The organism is Methylibium sp. (assembly GCF_013817345.1).
Taxonomy (GTDB): domain Bacteria; phylum Pseudomonadota; class Gammaproteobacteria; order Burkholderiales; family Burkholderiaceae_C; genus Methylibium.
Window position 1 is genome coordinate 1 of record NZ_JACDCW010000086.1, and the last position, 16,924, is coordinate 16,924.

Consider the following 16,924-nt stretch of genomic DNA (forward strand, 5'->3'; position numbering starts at 1 on the left):
GATCAGTCCGCCGACGAGCAGGAGCACCCCGGCCAGACCGGCGGCCAGGCGCCAGGTCGCCAGATCGCTGCTCTCGAAAACCACGCGGTCCAGCACCAGGAGCACGTTGCTCACCGTCAAGGCCACGAAACAAAGGCCGCTCCATAGCAACAGCCGAAAGCGCGTGCGCATGTAGGCGCGCAGCAGCAGGCCTGCCGTGGTCGCGGCCGTCAGGGCACACAAGGTGTAGATGATCTTGTCCATTCATCGGTCCTCTCGGAGCTTGAACGCGTCGGCGAAGCGCTGCGCACTGCGCTGCGTGCGGTCGTGGATCAGGTTGGTGACGCCGACCAGGTTGCCGGCATAAACCTCCGCCAGTTTGCTGATCGCCGCGTGTGCCGCCTCGCTGGGCGCATAGCGAAAACGCCCGGGCGCGCTCTCGACGGGCACGATGGCACCTGCCGAGCACAAGGCCTCGAGCAGTTCGCCGGCTGTCTGTTCGTTCAGATATAGCAGCGAAGCCACATCGGCGCGGTTGCGCCGGAGCTCGGGCGCAGCGTTAAACAGCAGCATGGCTTCTAGGTACGGCACCGTGGGCACGCTGGTCATTACGAAGCGGCGCACGTCGTCGGGGATGGGCCGGGCCGATGTCATGTCGGCGCCCGCCGGACCGCCCCGGCGCCAGAGATGGCCGACTGACGTCGCCCTTGGGCACCGACCGCCCCCTCCAGGATCGGCGAACGAAGTAAGCGTGGGGGCAGTTTCATCCTGGGCGTGCGGCCGACGCGTCTCGAGGTCGGCCGAATTGCGACCGCTTGCGGTCGTTTTTTTGAAGTTGGCGGGGTGGCGTACCGCGTCATCCTAACTGCCATGCCCAGCGGCGCAAGCCGCATAGGGCTCAGCGGCCGGCACCGCCGGCCTGTTTCTTCGACTCCGGACGCGCGACTCGAACTCGCCCGCGCGCCTCAACGAGAACGGCACCATGTCGCGCACTCTTCTCGACATCACCAAAACGTTGTACGACACGGACGGCTACCGCCACACGCTGGTGCGAGCCACGCCGGTTCAGATCCTCACGCTGGTGGAAGGCTTCTACTGGCTGTGGGACCGCCGCTCAGGCCGCTGCCTGATCGAAGGCATGGCCAGCAATCGCTTGAGCAACGCTCGCCCGCCGGGCGATGACTTGCAGGCCGGCAGGGACCCGGTGGCCGAGACCCGCGCCTTTTTTCTGGCTCAGAAAGCGGTGCGTTCCGCGGCGGCCAGCGCCACGGCCGTTTTGGCGCATGTGAGCACTGCGGCACGCTCATCGGGCGCCGTCGCGCAAGCCGTTCGCACGGCGCCCGCATTGCGCGCCTTGCCGGCAGTCAGCGGCGCGGCAGCCCCGTATTCCCGCCGACGTTCTGCGCCCGCCGTACCCGGACCCTCGTTGATGACGGCGACGCTGATGGTCGCTTGCTTCGCGCTCGCCTTGTTGCTGCCGGCCGGCCCCCGCGGCGAGCCGCTGCGCTGAAGTTCGCCGCAGCCCCGGCCGGGTGGCATCCGCCCCGGCCGTTGTTTGCAAGCATCGTCTCTGCCCTGCGGACACCGTCGCGCCCGCCCTGTGTGTGCTCGCGAACACATCGGCGGAACCCGCCACGCTACAAGCTGAAAATCGCCCTCCCGGACGCGCCGAACGCCGGATTTCGCCGTCCGCGACGTGCGAGCTCTCCGCGTCCCCTGCGGCCCCCTGTTATGCCCACGCCCACCGCCCTTCCCGGCTTCGAGCCGACGCAGCACTATCAGCGCCACGCGCGCGTCGCCCTGATCCCCGGTAGCCGGGTCGGCGAGTTCGAAATCGTGCGCGTGCTCGGCGTGGGCGGCTTCAGCATCGTCTACCTGGCCCGCGACCCGGCCCTCGACCGGCTGGTCGCGATCAAGGAGTACCTGCCGTCGGCGTTGGCCATGCGCGGCGAAGGCGCGCAGGTCGAACTGCGCACGTCGTCGAACGCGCAGACCTTCGAGCAAGGCCTTGATTCCTTCCTCGAGGAAGCGCGCATGCTGGCGCGTTTCGACCATCCGTCGCTGGTGCGCGTGCATCACTTCTGGAAGGCCAATGGCACTGCCTACATGGCGATGCGCTACCTCGAAGGCACGACCCTGCTGACCGCACGCCGGGCGATGCCGCGCCCGCCCGACGAGGCCTGGCTGCGGGCCTTGCTCGGTTCACTGCTCGGGGCGGTCGAGGCGTTGCATGCCGAGTCCTGCCTGCACCGTGACATCTCGCCCGACAACATCCTGCTGCTGCCGGACGCCACGCCGGTGCTCCTGGACTTCGGGGCGGCCCGCCACATCGTCGGTGAAGGTTCCCAGCAACTCACGGCCATTCTCAAACCGGGCTTCGCGCCGATCGAGCAGTACGCCGAGGCGACCGATCTGCGTCAAGGCCCGTGGACCGACCTCTATGCGCTGGGCGCCGTCATGCGCAACTGCATCACCGCCCGGCCGCCCATTCCGTCGACCGTGCGTGCGGTGGGCGACCGGCTACCCTCGCTGGCCCTGGAAGTGCGCACCCTGTCTGCAAGCTTTCCGGGCCTGAATTACAGCCCGGGCTTCCTGGCGGCGATCGATTGGGCTTTGGCGTTGCGCCCCTCGGAACGGCCCCAGAGCGTGGCGCAGTTCAGGCAGGCGCTGGCCCTAGGCGGAGCCGATTCGGTCGGGGCCGCCGCGGCTACCGGGGAAGCCCGACAGTTGCGCCCGGCCGCCGTAGCCCAGGGCGCCATCACGACGACCGCCCGCTTGTTGGCGCACGCCCACGGCGCTGCGGCGGTGCTGTCCAGGCGCTGGCCGGCGGCTGCAGCTTCGCTGGCGGCACGATGGACTGGCTCGGTGGCCGCCTCCGGCGCCGGGCCGGCAGCAACGCAGATCGGCGCCGGAGCCGCTTCGGACACCGCCCGGCCACCGGGTGACGCGTCTGCAAAAGCGCCGGCGGAATCGCAGTGCCCGACACTGCGGGCGCCTCGTCAGGCGCGGCTGAGGCGGGCTTTGCCCTGGAGCATGGCAGCGGTCTTGCTGGGTGCCGCGGGCAGCGTCGGCTGGCATTCGTTCGATGAGCGCCGCGTCGGCCGCGACATGGCCGTGATGGCCAGTTCGGCCGCGGCCGTCGCTGAGCGGCAAGCCACCCCGGACGCATTTGCAGCGCCGGAACTCGTCACCGAACAGGAACCGGAGGAACCAGCAGCGATCTACACGCGGCAGCCGCCGGCGTACGAGCCGCCGCAAGATCTGCAGGTTGCCGGAACACCCATGTCACGGGAGAGCGAAGAGTCCGTGGCCGATCCGGACACCGGCCTGATCACGGAATGGCTCACACCCGCCATGAACGCCCAGGCGTCACATCAGCCGGTGCAGGCAGTCGAGTCCGTAACGACCAGCGCGGTGGCGCAGCAAAGCGCGCGCGGCGTCCGCGAGGCGCCAGGCGGCGTCGGCGGCGGACCGTCCAGCATTGCAGAGGTGGGCGGCGCAAGCCCGCGCAAGGTCGCAGCACGCCGAGGCGAATCGCCGCGCCGGATTTGCGCCCGGCAGGAGCGCTACACCGATTACGTGTGCATGCAAAGGCAGTGCAAGCTGAGCCGGTTCAGCGGTCACGTGCAATGCGCCAACCTGCGCAAGACAGGCTGGTGGGGATTCGTCCGACTGCCCTGAGCGGGTTTTCGCTGCCGGTCAGCGAAGCCCTGTCATCGAACGATCACCGGCACTTGGGCCAGCGTCGCGGCTTGTCCTTCACTCCCCGCGCTCCAGCTTGTCGTTGCCGGGGGCTGCACAAGATAGCGTCCGGTATCCAGCATTGGCAGCAATGCTTTGCGTGTGACAGCCGGGTGCTCGTGGTTCGCGTGTCCGCTACGCAATGCAAGACCGGCGGGGTGCCCCACGATGAAGGTCGACGGATCGACGGCCGGCAGAGCGCGCGGCGCAAAAACTGCAGGATGCTGGCCGACGTCTTGCGCCTGGGCAACGCTCAGTAAAGTAACGCCTGCAAAAGCGATCGAACTCGCTAAGAAAGTTCTCGTGAGGTTCATCGGGTTCTCCGTTCAAGACAAAACTGGGTGGGCGGTCGCTGCGGGAGCAGCGGGCCACCTAGTAATTACCCTGATTATGGTAAACCCTAGTACTCATATATGTCTTCGGTGAACATATTTGGCCGCGAAACAACGCTCCACGCGAAGCCTTCACTGCCAAGCGTCACGGTCGACGTCTTCCTGTACAGCCACCGGAACACGGCTTCCAGAGGGCAGACGCGCCACATCGCCATAGCGCGGTGCAGAAGCGGAGATCGTCTGCATATTCGGCCGAGCGTAAGCCGGCCCCGTGGTAAAGAACACCAGCAAGGCACTGCTGGCCACGAACAGTGCCGACCACAAGGCAAGGCCGCTTCCATCGGGCTCGCGCAATGTGTTCAGGGGGGGCTCGTTGCCGCTGCGGTTGGGGGAAGGGGTAGGACTGCTCATGGTGCGCTCGAACGATGACGGATGACCCTGTCGAGCAAGCTCCGTTCCCTCCCTAGCTTGAACCGCGTCGCCGCGCTGTGGAAACGGGAGCGCCAGGCTCGGCCAGATCGACCCGTCGCCCGCCGACATACGCCCGGCCGCGCCACAGGCTGGGCCGCCCGCCGACATGCCGACGCAGCGCGGCCCAATTCAAGGCCAGCACGAGCGCCCCGCCCACCGCGTGCAAGGCAACTCCGAGCGGATGCTGGCCGAAGCGCCAAGCCAGCAGAACACGAAGAACCAGATTGGCGGCAATGCCCAGCGCGGCGAACTGCATCACTTGCGCCTGCCCGGTCATCCAGCCGAGCGGCAGCAGCAGCCAGGGCAACAGGTGGCCGCCGGCGATGAGCAGCGTCCACACGGGCAGCCCCATCGGCGTGGCCAAACCTTCGCCGGCGCTCTTTCCGAAACCGTCCCAGACCTCGCGAAAGCCGCGGTACATGCGGCATCGGGCCAGAGGCGTAGCGTCGAACAGGTCGGTCCGCCAGCCGGCGGCGCGAAAACTGCGAGGCAAGCTGACGCCGTCGTGGCGCGAGGCCGGCGCCGCACCGTGGCCGCCGACTTCGAGGTAAGCATCGCGCCGCGCCACCATCCACTGACCGCAGCCAGCGCCGAACGCAGGCCGGCGGGAATGCCGCATGAAATCCATCGGCAGGTAGCCGAGCAGCAGCACATGGATCCAGGGAATCACCAAGTGCTCGGCGATGGATCCGGTCGTCTCGCGCGGAAAGCCGCTGACCAAGCCCAGGTTCGCCTCGCGCAGCAGGAAACCGGCCGCGCGTGACGCCGCTTCGGGCGAGAGCCGCACGTCGGCATCGATGAACATCAGCACCTCGTGCCGCGCTTGGCCCGCCAGCAGGGAGCAAGCCCGCTGCTTGCCCGCCCAGCCGGGCGGCAAGGGCGGCGGGACGACCAGCCGCACGCGCGAATCGCCGTGCGCCAGTCGGCGCACGATGCTCGCGGTCTCGTCGCTCGACTGGTCGTCCAGCACCACCACTTCGACCTCGACCTCGACGCTCGCCAGCGCCGCCGCGACCGCTTCGCCGATGTTGGCCGCCTCGTCGCGCGCCGGGATCAGGATGGACACGCGACAGCCCACCGGCGCCGGCTCGCGCGGCACCCGAAACAGCATCAGGTTGCGCAGGCCGAGTAGCAGCGGCAGCAAAGCGAGCAAGGCCGCCGCCCAGGCCAGCGCTGTCATTCCGACTTCTCTCGCGGACCGGTGCCGTGAGCGGCGTCGAAGCGCTCTCCCTGCGACCAGGCCTTCAGCCGCCGCCAGCCGTCGTACACGCCGCCGATGCCGGCGCGGCCCTCGAGCAGCGTCGTGAAGCGCGCTTCGTCCCTGGCGATGGCATCGATGGCGAGCGCGTCCATGGTTTCGCGCAGGGCCCCCTCCAGTGCGGCCTGGATCTCCGGCGGCCTGCGGCCTGCCAGTTCGGCCGCCGGCACCGGCGCGCCGAAACGCACCAGCGCCTCCGGCGTGCGCTCGGTCCAGAACGGGTACTCGAGTGCCACGGGCAGCGCCACCGCGGCCGGCGAGCGAGCGAGCAGCGCCGCCAAGCCGGGCCGCAGCACGATCGGTCGTCGGCGTGGATCGGTGAAGCCGCCTTCGGGCGTGATCCACAGCAGCGTGTCGGGCCGCGCCAGCAGCGCCTGGCCGGTGCGCAGGAAACGGGCGCTGCCGGCCCACGTGGCCTGCTCGACCGGGAAGAAGCCGATGCGCTCCATGAAGCGGTACTTGCGCAGCGCTTGCGCATCGATCGGGCCGAAGCTGCAGCGGCCGGGGAACAACCGCGTGGCCAGCACCGGCAGCACGGCCGCGTCCCACCATGACGGGTGGTTGCAGTAGGCGACCACGGCAGTGCCTTGCGGCAACTCGGGCCAACCCGCGCGGGCAATGCGCAGCGCATGGAAGTTCGCGCGCACGTGGCGGGCCATCACGGCGCCGAAAAAACGCACCGAGCGAGCCGACCGCCCGGGCAGCGGCTCTCCAAAGGCGCGCGGGGATGTCATGGGCTCATCGCTGCGCCCCGGCGAGGCGCGAAGAGCCGGCCGGGGCGGCGGCGGCGGCGCGCTCGTCCGTGTCGAAAGCGTCGGCGGCGATCCAGCCCGACATCAGCACCATCGGCATGCCGGGGCCGGGGTGCGCCGCGCCGCCGGCCAGATACAGGCCCGGAACATCGGAGCGACGGTTGCCGGGCTTGAAAGCGCCGGTGAAGCGGCCGTGGCTGGCCAGCCCGTAGATCGCGCCATTGAGCACGCGGTAGCGGTCGTGGATGTCTTGCGGCGTCAGATGGCGTTCGACCTTGATGCGGTCTTCCAGGTCGGTGAGGCCGGCGCAGCGCGCCAGCTTGTCGAACACCACGCGCCGGTAGGCCGGCAGCATCACGCGCCAGTCATGGTGCGGGCGCAGGTAGGGCGTGTGGACCAGGATGTAAAGGGCTTCGCCGCCGGCCGGTGCCACGCCGGGCTCGGTGCGCGCCGGGGCGGCGAGGTAGCAGGTGGGGTCGGGCGCCGGCTCGCCGCGGCGGTAGATGTAGTCGAACTCTTCCTCGGCATTGCGCGAGAACACGAAGTCGTGGTGGGCGAGGTGCTCGTAGGCGCGGTCCAGGCCCAGATAGAACACCACGCCCGAGCAGGCCGGCTCGCGATCTCGCAGCGCCGCGCCCCGCTCGGCCTGGGCCGGATCGAGCAACTCGCGGTAGGTACGCACGGCGTCCATGTTGGAGACCACGGCATGCACCGGCACCCGTTCGCCTGCCTCGGTGACGACGGCCGAGACCCGGCCGCCGGCCGTTTGGATATGGGCGATGGCCGTGCCCGTGCGCATTTCCACGGCCAACTCGCGCGCCACGCGCTCCAGCGCCTGCGGCACCGAGCGCGTGCCGCCGCGCGGGTACCAGATGCCTTCCTGCGTCTGCATGTGCGCGATGGCGCCGAGCACCGCCGGCGCCGCAAACGGGTTGGAGCCGACGTACTGCACGAAGTGATCGACGAGCTGCGCGATGCGCGCGTCGTTCACGTGTTCGCGCACCACGCCGCCGAGAGTGCGGCCCATGCGCAGGGCCAGCACGTCGGCCAGCGTGCTCAGGCTGAAGCTGTTGCGCAGGTTGAAGGTGTCACTGACGCCCTCGACGCTTTTCCAGAAGAAGAAGTTCTCCGAGATGCGGTGCAGTTGCTCCGATTGCTCGATGTAGCGGCGGTAGCCCTCGCCGACCTCGCGACCCGGAGCGAAGGCATCGATGCGCCGGGCCATTGCATCGACGTCGCCCACCAGGTCGAGCACCGCGCCGTCGTCGAAGAAGCAGCGCCACTGCGGCTCCAGCTTCAGCAGCTCGAGTTCGCGGTCCATATCGCGGCCGGCCTCGGCGAACACGCGCCGAAGCACCTCGGGCAGGGTAAGGATGGTCGGGCCCATGTCGAAGCGGAAGCCCTCTTCCTCGAAGCTCGCCGCCTTGCCGCCCAGCCAGTCGTTGGCCTCGAACAGCACCACGCGATGGCCGCGGCCGGCAAGCGTCACGGCCGCCGCCAGGCCGCCGAGTCCGCCGCCGATCACTGCCACGGGCAGAACGGTTTTGTTCACGGATCCCTCCTTGCGCGTGCCGCGCCGTTCCCGCGAGGCGCGGCGAACCGTGTTGGGGCGGTCTGGCGCCCGCTCATTCACATGCCCCTATCAAGGCCGCGCCGGTGCGAGGCGTCAACGCGGTCGCCTGGCGCGGCGCGAGCGCTTTGAAGCCGAGGTCCTCGGCCATCAGCCGTGCGGTGATGCGCGCGCCCTCGAAAATCACCGGCAGGCCGCTGCCCGGATGCGTGCCGCCGCCGACGAGGTACACGCGCTCCAGATCCTCGAAGCGGTTGTTCGGCCGCCAGCACAGCATCTGGTCGAGCGAGTGCGCGAGGTTGAAGGTGGCGCCGCGGAACACCGCGTGATCGCTCGCCCATTCCTGCGGCGTGATGATGTGTTCGACGCGGATGCGCCGTTCCAAGTCTTGAATGCCCATCGCCTCGAGTCGCTTGAAGACCAGCGCACGGTAGCGTGCGCGTTCGCGCGCCCAGTCGATGCCGCGTTCGAGATTGCCCACCGGCACCAGGACGTACAGCGTGCTGTGGCCGGGCGGCGCCAGCGTCGGATCGCTGCGCGAGGCGTTCTGCACATAGACCGAGGGCGTGGCCGGTGGTGCGCTGCCGCACTCGATCTCACGCAGGTTGTCGGCATATTTTTCAGCAAGCAGTACCGTGTGGTGATCCAGATCCACAGAGCCTTCTATGCCGAGGTAGAGCATGAAGGTCGAGCACGAATAACGTTTGGAGGCCAGCTTCGCGTCGGTCCAGCGCGTTCGCAGCGCATCGGGCACCAGCGTGTGCATGGCCTGGGCGAAGTCGGCATTGACGACCACCGCATCGGCGCGGTGCACGCCCGCCGCCGTGAGCACCCCAACCGCCTTGCGGCCCTCGAAAACAATCTCCTCGACGGGCTGCTGCAGCTCGATGCGCACGCCCATGCGCTGCGCCAGCCGCGCCATCACGTCGATCACCGCGTTGCAGCCACCGACCGGATGCCACACGCCATGTTCGTGTTCGAGAAACGAAAGGATCGTGAACAGGCTCGGACAGCGAAACGGCGACATGCCCAGGTACTTGCTCTGGAACGAGAAGGCCAGCCTGAGTCGCGGATCCTGGAAATAGCGCGCCAGTTCGCGGTCGACGCTCGCCCATGGACGCAAGTGCCGCAGGGCCTTGAGGATCTGCGGATCGAGGAAATCCGTCATGCGCGAGAAGGGCCTCGAGAGCACCGGCTCGAAGGCGGCCAGCTTGGCGCGGTTGTCGAGCATGAACTGCTGCAGGCCGGCCGCGTCGTGCGGGCTGAACTCGGCCACTGCCGCGGCGAGCTGCTGTGGATCGGACCACAGCCGCAAGTGATCGAAAGCGCCGTCCTCGCGCATGAAGGAAAGCCGGTAGAGTGGGTCGAGGCGCAACATTTCGACCTCTTTGCGAAAGTCGAAACCGCAGCTCTCGAACAGCTCTTCGATGATGCGCGGGTAAAGAAAGAAGGTCGGCCCCGCGTCGAAGCGGTAGTCCCCCAGTTCGAGTCGGCTGCAGCGCCCTCCCACGCGTGCGCCGCGTTCGATCACCGTGACGTTCTGGCCGGACGCGGCGAGCAGCATGGCAGCGGCCAGCCCGCCAGGGCCGGCGCCGATGATGACGACCGAGCGCGACATCAGACGCCGCTCAATGCGTGAACGACAAGACCGCGGCGCAGGCAGGACGGCCCGCGCGCGCGGACACCGCCGGTTCTCTCAAAACAGGGCCGACGAAAACGCCGAGGGGAATGCTTTGCATACCGAGCGCCAGCGCCGTCTTGCAAGGGGCGCCGCAGCGGGTGGGCAAACGAGCGGCAGCCGAAGCAGCCACGGCATTGAAAGACATCTTCAGGTACTCCTTGATCCGGAAGACGAAACCCGTCTTGTACCGCAAACGCGCATTCCCGCACGCCTGAGTCCGGAGCGACTCGTGCACGACCTGTGGACGTGCGCCAGCACGCAGACGCGGGCATGTGCCATGCCGAAAAACGGCGTGAAAGAAGTTCGCGCAACAGGAACAAACGCAATGGCGCAGGCAGGTCCGTCAGGGTGGTTGAAACGGGCATGGAACGCAGGCGCCGCGAGGCCGGGCGCTCTGATCGGTATTGGCGCGGCTGGCTTGATGGGGCTTGTTTGCGTTCAAGCAGGTCAGCTTCTGCGCGCGTTGCGCAAAGCCGATCACACTGGTGCTTGCGAGTGCTTCGAACATCGCCCGGCACTGCGGCGCGCGCGCGTTCTCGTTCTGGGCGACAGCACCGGTGTGGGAATCGGTGCTGCCGATCCTCACGATTCGCTCGCCGGACTGCTTGCCGCCGAATTTCCGAACGCGGAGGTGGTCAACGCCAGTGTGGCGGGGGCCAGGTTGGTCGATGTGATCGAGCAGTGCCGAATGCAGCATTGGCCGCCTCATCACTTCGATCTCGTGCTCTTGCATGCGGGGGGCAACGACGTGCTGCGCCTGACCGACTGGCGCGCGTTGACGACTGATGCCACGCATCTGCTCGAGCAACTGCGCTGCGTGGGCAAGCGCACCATCTGGATGGGCGTGGCCAACATCGGTTTGTCGCCGCTGTTCATCGCGCCGTTCTCATGGTGGCTGTCGGCACGCACGCGAAAGGCCTCGCGCATCTTCGCGACTTGTGCAGCCCGGGCCGGTGTCGAGTTCGTGAGCTTTTTCCACGAGAGAGGACGCGACGTTTTTTCGAGCGAATGCCGCAAGTACTACTCCACCGACGGCCTGCATCCGAGCAGCCACAGCTACCGCTTTTGCTACGAGGTGCTCAAGCGGCGTACCGGCATGGCCAACGCACTGCGAGCGGCCGCGGATCGGCGGCGACTGCCCAGACGCGCGCGAAGCGCCTGGCCCATCGCATCACCAGGAGCAACGCAATGATTATCAAAGCCACTGTGCAAGAGCCGTTTCCCTATGCCGGACCCGATGGTCCACAGCCTACCGTTCCGAAAGGGCCGTGCAGCGTCGAGCCGCACGCCGGCACGGTCACGTTGACATGGAGCGAGGGTGCCGGCGAAGAGACTGCGGTGATCAGCAGTGACCAGTTCGACCAGCTAGTGCAGCGCGGGGCCATCATTTTGCTTCCATGACGTTCGGCCTCGTGGCCGTCGTCGAACCGCGCGGACGGCTTCTCCGTCTGAACCGGCCGAGCGGTGCGATCGCCGATTAAGGCATCGCGCGCTTCAACTCATCGGCTCGACTTTGGCGCGCGTGATGGCACCGTCGGAGCGGCCCTTGAGGTAAGCGTAGAGCTCGTCCAGGTTTTCCATGACCACCGTGCTGGTCTTGAAGCTGGGCATGCCTTTGACCAAGCGGCCATTGGTGAGCACGTCGACGAAATACGCCTTGTCGCGAACCTTCAGGCTTTCGATCAGCGACGGCCCGACCATGCCCTCCTGGTTGGCGCCGTGGCAGCGGTCGCAGGCGGCAGCCCGCCAAGTCCGAAAACCTTCCATCGTCGCTACGTCGACCTTGTAGCCGTCCACGACCTGGTAGAGCTTGCCCTCGGCGCCGGAGGCGCCGCCGGCAGCGGCAGCGCCTCCGCCGGCCGGCGCGCTGGCACCGGCGGTGCCCGCCGCGGTGTCGGCAATCGCCTTCCCTTCGGCAGCATCCGCCAGCGGCGTGTCGGTTGCAGGCTTCTCAACGCTGGCGGTGTCGGTCATGGGCATTGCCTCGTCGGTCGATGAGACCGGGGAGGCCGACGACTGCGGCTGCGAAGCGGCATCGGGCGCGGAGGCTTCGGGCACCGGCGGCACCGCAATGGCGTCGGCCTGGGAAGCAGCCTCCTGCGCGGCCGGGCTGACTTCGCCGGCCGTCGAATCGGTGCGTTCGCACGCGCTGAGGGCAAGGCAGGCCGAGAACAAAAGCACCGCAGCAATCGGCGAACGTGTCTGTATGGGAGTGTTCATAGGGTTGTCCTGTCGAAAAAGCACCGAACGAACTCGCAAGCAATCGGCGTTCCTGTGAGTAACCGGTCGAGTTCACCGCAGTACAAGCCAACTGCGCAAACGCCAATGCACGCATTCGTGTGCACGCGTATGGATCAACCCCGCAACTGCAGGCGAGTCGGCAACCGCTTTTTTTAACGATAAGCAATGTTCAACCAGTAGGCGTGCTTCTGTGCCAGCCGCATGAATCCAGCCCCGCGCTTTGCCTGGCCGACTGACCGTGTCGCCTTGGCTTATGCTCCATTCCGTTGAAACTCATCGACAGGATCTTCCAGATGGCCAAATCTCTGGCGCAGCTCAAGAAGCAAATTGCGGCACTCGAACGGCAGGCAGATGCAATCAAGCAGAAAGAAACCAAGGATGTCGTCGCGCGCATCAAGGAGGCCATTGCCTTTTACGATCTGAGCGCAGAACAACTCGGACTCGGCGGCGCAAAAAGACCCGGCCGCAAACCCGGCGCCGCCAAGAGCGGGCGCAAATCGGCTGCCACTGGCGGCAAGCGCGCTTCCAAAGTGAAATACCGCGATGACGCCGGCAATAGCTGGTCGGGACACGGCCGCCGTCCGAAATGGTTTCTCGACGCCCTTGCCAGCGGAAAGACCGCGCAAGATATGGCAGCCTGATTCTTTTACCGAAATTGCGCCGCGGCTGAAGCGCCCGGCGTCTATTGCGCCGCCGCCGGCGCAGAGGCGCTGGGGGGCACGGCAACAGATGCTGCTGCTTCCGCTGAAATAGCCGCTGCACTTGCGGCCGCCTCGCTGAGGCTTGCCGCTTCCATTGCCTCATGGTGCTTCGCACTGATGCATTCATCGACGAGGCGGCTACCGGCCTTGACGTTCAACAGCATCGATTTGGCGGTGATCTGCACCATCAGCGTTTCGCCTGTGATGTCTTCAAGCCGGATGGCGCCGGTGCTGGAGACCACCGGCCGCATCACGTAAGCGGCCTTGCCGAATTTCACGGTGACATAACCGGGCTGCTCCGGCGAGATCGCCACGTCGACAGCCTGCGCAAACTCGCACTGGTGCAGGCCGTAGAACACTCGTTCTGCGGCCTCGAGTTGCTCAGGCGTCGCGGCGGCGAGAGGTGCCGGCGGCAGGGGGGCCTGCTTGCGCTGAGGCGCACGTCGGCTTGCCGGCTTGGCGGCCTTCGGCTTCGCCGGCTTGGCGGCAGCGGGCGGTTCGGTCACGCCGCCGCCAGCTTCGGCCGGTGACGGCGCAAGCCAGAGAGCACACAGCCCCGCCGCCAAGCCCGTACGGAGCCAGAAAGCGGAAGACGTGGGCGCGCCGCACACTAACGGCCTGAGGAGCGCCGGCTTCAACTGCGCGGTCCGACGGACTGGGCGCGGCTGACGCGGGTGGTGCCGCCCGTGGAGACCAGCACGACCTGATCGCCGGGCTGGAAGGTCTCGTTGCCCTGCGCCTGCACGATGGCGCGGCGCTCGCCGTTGCGCAACTGGACCATGATCTCGTAGGCCTGTTCGCGGGTGCCGAAACGCTCGGCCGTGTTGCCGATGATCGCGCCGGCCACGGCGCCCAGCACGCCGACTGCGATCGCCTCGCGGCTGCCGCCCACCGAGCTGCCCGCCACACCGCCGATCACGGCGCCGGACGCACCGCCGATGCCCGATTGCGAACCTTCGACCGTGACTGGCCGCACATTGATGACCACCGCGTCCTGCACCTGCGAAAGGCGCTGCGCATCGCCGCGCTGGATCACGTCGGGGCTGGTGGTGGAGCAGGCAGCCAGCACCATCACCAAGCCTGAAATCAGAAGTTTCTTCATGGCTTTCCTCCTTGCGAAATGCGAGCGTACAACTGTCTGCCGCAGACAGGTTGACGCAAATGCGCCCGAAACGTTCAGCAGCTCACGCCGACGGCTGCAGGGCCAGCCCGGCGTGCTCGCGCAGCGGATGGAACACCACCGCGGGGTGGCGCTCCTGCGTCAGGCGCAAGTCGTAGGGCGAGGTCATCAGATAGGCCAGGGTGTCGGCGGCGTCACGCGCCAGCTTGCTGGCGGCCTCGTCAGTGAACTTGCGCATGGCCGCGTCGTCGTCGCAGGTGACCCAGCGGGCGCCCGTGAACCGGCTGGCGCCGAGCCGCACGTCGGCGCTGTACTCGGCCTTCAAGCGGTGCTGGACCACCTCGAACTGCAGCTGCCCGATGGCGCCGAGCAGCATGGCGCCGCCGGTCGTGGGCCGGAAAACCTGGATCGCGCCCTCCTCGCCGAGTTGCAGCAGTCCTTGCTGGAGCTGCTTGCTTTTCATCGGGTTGGCCAGCTCCACGGTCTGGAACAGCTCGGGTGCGAAGAACGGCAGGCCCGTGTAGCTGCCGAAAGCCAAGGGCGCGTCGCCGTCGGTCAGGGTGTCGCCGAGCTGCACGCCGCCGTGAGTGGTGAAGCCGATGATGTCGCCGGCATAGGCTTCCTCGACCGACTCGCGGCGCTGCGAAAGGAAGGTGACCACGCTGGTCGGGCGCAACTCCTTGGCCGTGCGCTGCACCCTGAGCTTCATGCCCTGCCCGTAGCGGCCCGAGTTCACGCGCACGAAGGCGATGCGGTCGCGGTGCGACGGATCCATGTTGGCCTGCACCTTGAAGACCACGCCGGAAAACCCTTCCGAGGCCGGTGCGATCTCGCGGTCGCTGCCGTCGGCCAGGCTCACGTGGCGAGCCGCCGGCGGCGGGGCCAGATCGACCAGCGCGTCGAGCACCTCCTGCACGCCGAAGTTGTTGACGCCGGAGCCGAAAAACACGGGCGTCTGGCGAGCGGCGACGAAAGCCGCCTCGTCGAAGCTCGGGGCGGCGCCCTGCAGCAACTCGACGGTCTGCTCGGCATGCTCGTAGTCGTGGCCGAAGCGCTGCAGCAGGGTCGCACGCTCGCTCAGCGGCACGGTTTCGTCGTCCCCGCCGCGCTTGTCCGCGCCGGCCTTGAAGAGCCGCATGTGCCGGCGGCGCAGATCGACGATGCCGCCGAAGGCCTTGCCCTGCCCGACCGGCCAGGTCATCGGCACGCAGGGCATGCCGAGCTCCTGCTCGATCTCGTCGAGCAGCTCCAGCGGCTCCTTGCCCTCGCGATCCATCTTGTTGACGAAGGTCATGATGGGCGTGCCCCGCTGGCGGCACACCTCGATCAGCCGACGCGTCTGCGGCTCCACGCCGTTGGCCGCGTCGATCACCATCAGCGCGGAATCGACTGCGGTGAGCACGCGGTAGGTGTCCTCGGAGAAGTCCTTGTGGCCGGGCGTGTCGAGCAGGTTGATGACGCAGTCGCGGTAGAGCATCTGCATGACCGAGCTGGCCACGGAAATGCCGCGCTGCTTCTCGATCTCCATCCAGTCAGAGGTGGCGTGGCGGCTGGCCTTGCGGGCCTTCACGCTGCCGGCGATGTGGATCGCGCCCGAGAACAGCAGCAGCTTCTCGGTCAAGGTGGTCTTGCCGGCGTCGGGGTGGGAAATGATGGCGAAAGTGCGGCGGCGCCGCACCTCGGTGGCATGCGAGGAAAGTGACACGAAAGAAAGCTCCTGGGCCGCGGGGCGCGAGCGCATGGACGCACGGCGATACGGCAGCCGGCGAGCGTGCGCAGGCGCGGAATGCTACCGGGTTCATCCGGGGCTCCCCGGGCTCGGGGCATGCAGGCGCGGCGGTGTGGCTACAATTTCCGCTTCCGAGGAGCGTTGCGACGGTCGCCTTGTATCTACAGGCCACTGCCAGGCTCGGAACCTTTCACCAGGCAACGGCGCTCACCCGCAGGTTTTTACGATGCGCGGTGGGTCCATGGTCGCCGAGCGATCCTCCCTTTCGTGCTCAGGCCTGCGGTTCATCGTCGAACCGGAGTCACATCTGCCATGAGTGCCGTTCTCAAACCGCTGACCGAAACCCAATACGTCATCGCCGACCTCTCGCTCGCCGCGTGGGGCCGCAAGGAGATCAAGATCGCCGAGACCGAGATGCCCGGTCTGATGGCGATCCGCCAGGAGTTCGCTACGAGCCAGCCGCTGAAGGGCGCGCGCATCACCGGCTCACTGCACATGACGATCCAGACCGCCGTGCTGGTCGAGACGCTGCAGGCGCTGGGCGCCGAGGTGCGCTGGGCCTCGTGCAACATCTTCTCGACGCAGGACCATGCCGCCGCCGCACTGGTCGCCGAAGGCACGCCGGTGTTCGCCTACAAGGGCGAGTCGCTCACCGACTACTGGGACTACACGCACCGCATCTTCGAGTTCGGCGCCAAGGGCGCTGAAGGCGAAGGCCCGAACATGATCCTCGACGACGGCGGCGACGCCACCTTGCTCATGCATCTGGGCAAGCGCGCCGAGAAGGACGCCTCGCTGCTGGCCAGCCCGACGAGCGAAGAGGAAACCTGCCTGTACGCCGCCATCAAGGCCAAGCTCGCGCAGGACGGCACCTGGTACAGCCGCAAGAGCGCGCAGATCATCGGCGTGACGGAAGAAACGACCACCGGCGTCCACCGCCTCAACGAGATGAGCGCGAAGGGCACCTTGCTGTTCCGCGCCATCAACGTGAACGACTCGGTCACCAAGAGCAAGTTCGACAACCTCTACGGCTGCCGTGAATCGCTGGTCGATTCGATCAAGCGCGCGACCGACGTGATGATCGCCGGCAAGGTGGCCTGCGTGGCCGGGTACGGCGACGTGGGCAAGGGCTCGGCGCAGGCGCTGCGCGCCCTGTCGGCGCAGGTGTGGGTGACCGAGATCGACCCGATCAATGCGCTGCAGGCGGCCATGGAAGGCTACAAGGTCGTGACGATGGAGTACGCCGCCGACAAGGCCGACATCTTCGTCAGCGCCACCGGCAACAAGAACGTGATCCGCTACGAGCACATGGCGGCGATGAAAGACGAAGCCATCGTCTGCAACATCGG

At 67.4% G+C, this 16,924-nt stretch carries 18 protein-coding genes and 1 riboswitch; of the genes, 6 read left to right on the forward strand and 12 right to left on the reverse strand.

Annotation, left to right across the window (positions count from 1 at the left end):
• Both H0W40_RS14965 and H0W40_RS14970 read right to left on the reverse strand, forming a co-directional pair.
• On the reverse strand, positions 1–243 hold a 243-nt coding region (locus tag H0W40_RS14965), incomplete at its 3' end, for a DUF5985 family protein (RefSeq protein WP_292447634.1).
• Positions 244–633 (reverse strand): hypothetical protein, encoded by a 390-nt coding sequence (locus H0W40_RS14970; RefSeq protein ID WP_292447637.1) that lies wholly within the window; start codon positions 631–633, stop codon positions 244–246.
• 328 nt (positions 634–961) lie between these two features.
• Between H0W40_RS14970 and H0W40_RS14975 the strand changes: the two genes are divergently transcribed.
• Positions 962–1,489 (forward strand): hypothetical protein, encoded by a 528-nt coding sequence (locus H0W40_RS14975; RefSeq protein WP_292447641.1) that lies wholly within the window; start codon positions 962–964, stop codon positions 1,487–1,489.
• Between the two features lie 221 nt (positions 1,490–1,710).
• A complete protein-coding gene (locus H0W40_RS14980; RefSeq protein ID WP_292447642.1) occupies positions 1,711–3,660 on the forward strand; it encodes a serine/threonine-protein kinase in 1,950 nt (649 codons plus the stop codon).
• Between the two features lie 32 nt (positions 3,661–3,692).
• On the opposite strand, the gene H0W40_RS14985 is transcribed toward H0W40_RS14980, so the two are convergent.
• From H0W40_RS14985 to crtI, 6 genes are all read right to left on the reverse strand, one after another.
• Positions 3,693–4,034 (reverse strand): hypothetical protein, encoded by a 342-nt coding sequence (locus tag H0W40_RS14985; RefSeq protein WP_292447644.1) that lies wholly within the window; start codon positions 4,032–4,034, stop codon positions 3,693–3,695.
• A gap of 150 nt (positions 4,035–4,184) precedes the next feature.
• On the reverse strand, positions 4,185–4,463 hold the full coding sequence (locus H0W40_RS14990) for a hypothetical protein (RefSeq protein WP_292447647.1): 279 nt from the start codon (positions 4,461–4,463) through the stop codon (positions 4,185–4,187).
• A gap of 52 nt (positions 4,464–4,515) precedes the next feature.
• Entirely contained in the window at positions 4,516–5,703 is a 1,188-nt protein-coding gene (locus tag H0W40_RS14995) for a glycosyltransferase (RefSeq protein ID WP_292447650.1), read from the reverse strand.
• Positions 5,700–6,515 carry a lysophospholipid acyltransferase family protein gene (locus tag H0W40_RS15000; RefSeq protein ID WP_292447653.1) on the reverse strand — a complete coding sequence of 272 codons (816 nt, stop codon included), beginning with the start codon at positions 6,513–6,515 and terminating at the stop codon, positions 5,700–5,702. The genes H0W40_RS14995 and H0W40_RS15000 overlap by 4 nt, the downstream gene beginning before the upstream one ends.
• A gap of 4 nt (positions 6,516–6,519) precedes the next feature.
• Positions 6,520–8,085, reverse strand: a complete 1,566-nt coding sequence (locus H0W40_RS15005) for an NAD(P)/FAD-dependent oxidoreductase (protein ID WP_292447654.1) — start codon at positions 8,083–8,085, stop codon at positions 6,520–6,522.
• A 73-nt stretch (positions 8,086–8,158) separates the two neighbouring features.
• Positions 8,159–9,721: a phytoene desaturase family protein gene (gene crtI, locus H0W40_RS15010; RefSeq protein ID WP_292447655.1), complete on the reverse strand. Its 1,563-nt coding sequence runs from the start codon at positions 9,719–9,721 to the stop codon at positions 8,159–8,161.
• On the opposite strand from crtI, the gene H0W40_RS15015 reads away from it, so the two are divergent.
• Positions 9,699–10,976 carry a GDSL-type esterase/lipase family protein gene (locus H0W40_RS15015; RefSeq protein WP_292447657.1) on the forward strand — a complete coding sequence of 426 codons (1,278 nt, stop codon included), beginning with the start codon at positions 9,699–9,701 and terminating at the stop codon, positions 10,974–10,976. The two genes, crtI and H0W40_RS15015, sit on opposite strands and share 23 nt — an antisense overlap.
• Complete coding sequence (locus H0W40_RS15020; RefSeq protein WP_292447659.1) at positions 10,973–11,185, forward strand: hypothetical protein; 213 nt, start codon at positions 10,973–10,975, stop codon at positions 11,183–11,185. Before H0W40_RS15015 ends, H0W40_RS15020 begins: the two co-directional genes overlap by 4 nt.
• 93 nt (positions 11,186–11,278) lie before the next feature.
• On the opposite strand, the gene H0W40_RS20055 is transcribed toward H0W40_RS15020, so the two are convergent.
• Complete coding sequence (locus H0W40_RS20055; protein WP_367153824.1) at positions 11,279–12,004, reverse strand: c-type cytochrome; 726 nt, start codon at positions 12,002–12,004, stop codon at positions 11,279–11,281.
• A 287-nt stretch (positions 12,005–12,291) separates the two neighbouring features.
• On the opposite strand from H0W40_RS20055, the gene H0W40_RS15030 reads away from it, so the two are divergent.
• Positions 12,292–12,666 carry an H-NS histone family protein gene (locus H0W40_RS15030; RefSeq protein ID WP_292447662.1) on the forward strand — a complete coding sequence of 125 codons (375 nt, stop codon included), beginning with the start codon at positions 12,292–12,294 and terminating at the stop codon, positions 12,664–12,666.
• Between the two features lie 41 nt (positions 12,667–12,707).
• Here H0W40_RS15030 and H0W40_RS15035 read toward each other — a convergent pair whose 3' ends face one another.
• The 3 genes from H0W40_RS15035 to H0W40_RS15045 all read right to left on the reverse strand — a co-directional run bounded on the left by H0W40_RS15035 (position 12,708) and on the right by H0W40_RS15045 (position 15,551).
• Positions 12,708–13,085, reverse strand: coding sequence for a hypothetical protein (locus H0W40_RS15035; protein WP_292447665.1), 378 nt, complete (start codon positions 13,083–13,085; stop codon positions 12,708–12,710).
• Positions 13,086–13,360: 275 nt separating this feature from the next.
• The gene (locus H0W40_RS15040) at positions 13,361–13,828 is read right to left on the reverse strand and encodes a glycine zipper 2TM domain-containing protein (RefSeq protein WP_292447668.1); all 468 of its coding nucleotides are present in this window, start codon (positions 13,826–13,828) and stop codon (positions 13,361–13,363) included.
• Between the two features lie 82 nt (positions 13,829–13,910).
• A complete protein-coding gene (locus H0W40_RS15045) occupies positions 13,911–15,551 on the reverse strand; it encodes a peptide chain release factor 3 (RefSeq protein ID WP_292447670.1) in 1,641 nt (546 codons plus the stop codon).
• Between the two features lie 151 nt (positions 15,552–15,702).
• Positions 15,703–15,791, forward strand: a riboswitch (S-adenosyl-L-homocysteine riboswitch).
• A 96-nt stretch (positions 15,792–15,887) separates the two neighbouring features.
• Here H0W40_RS15045 and H0W40_RS15050 point away from each other — a divergent pair.
• Positions 15,888–16,924 (forward strand): adenosylhomocysteinase (locus H0W40_RS15050; protein ID WP_292447671.1); only part of this gene is annotated, 1,037 nt, incomplete at its 3' end.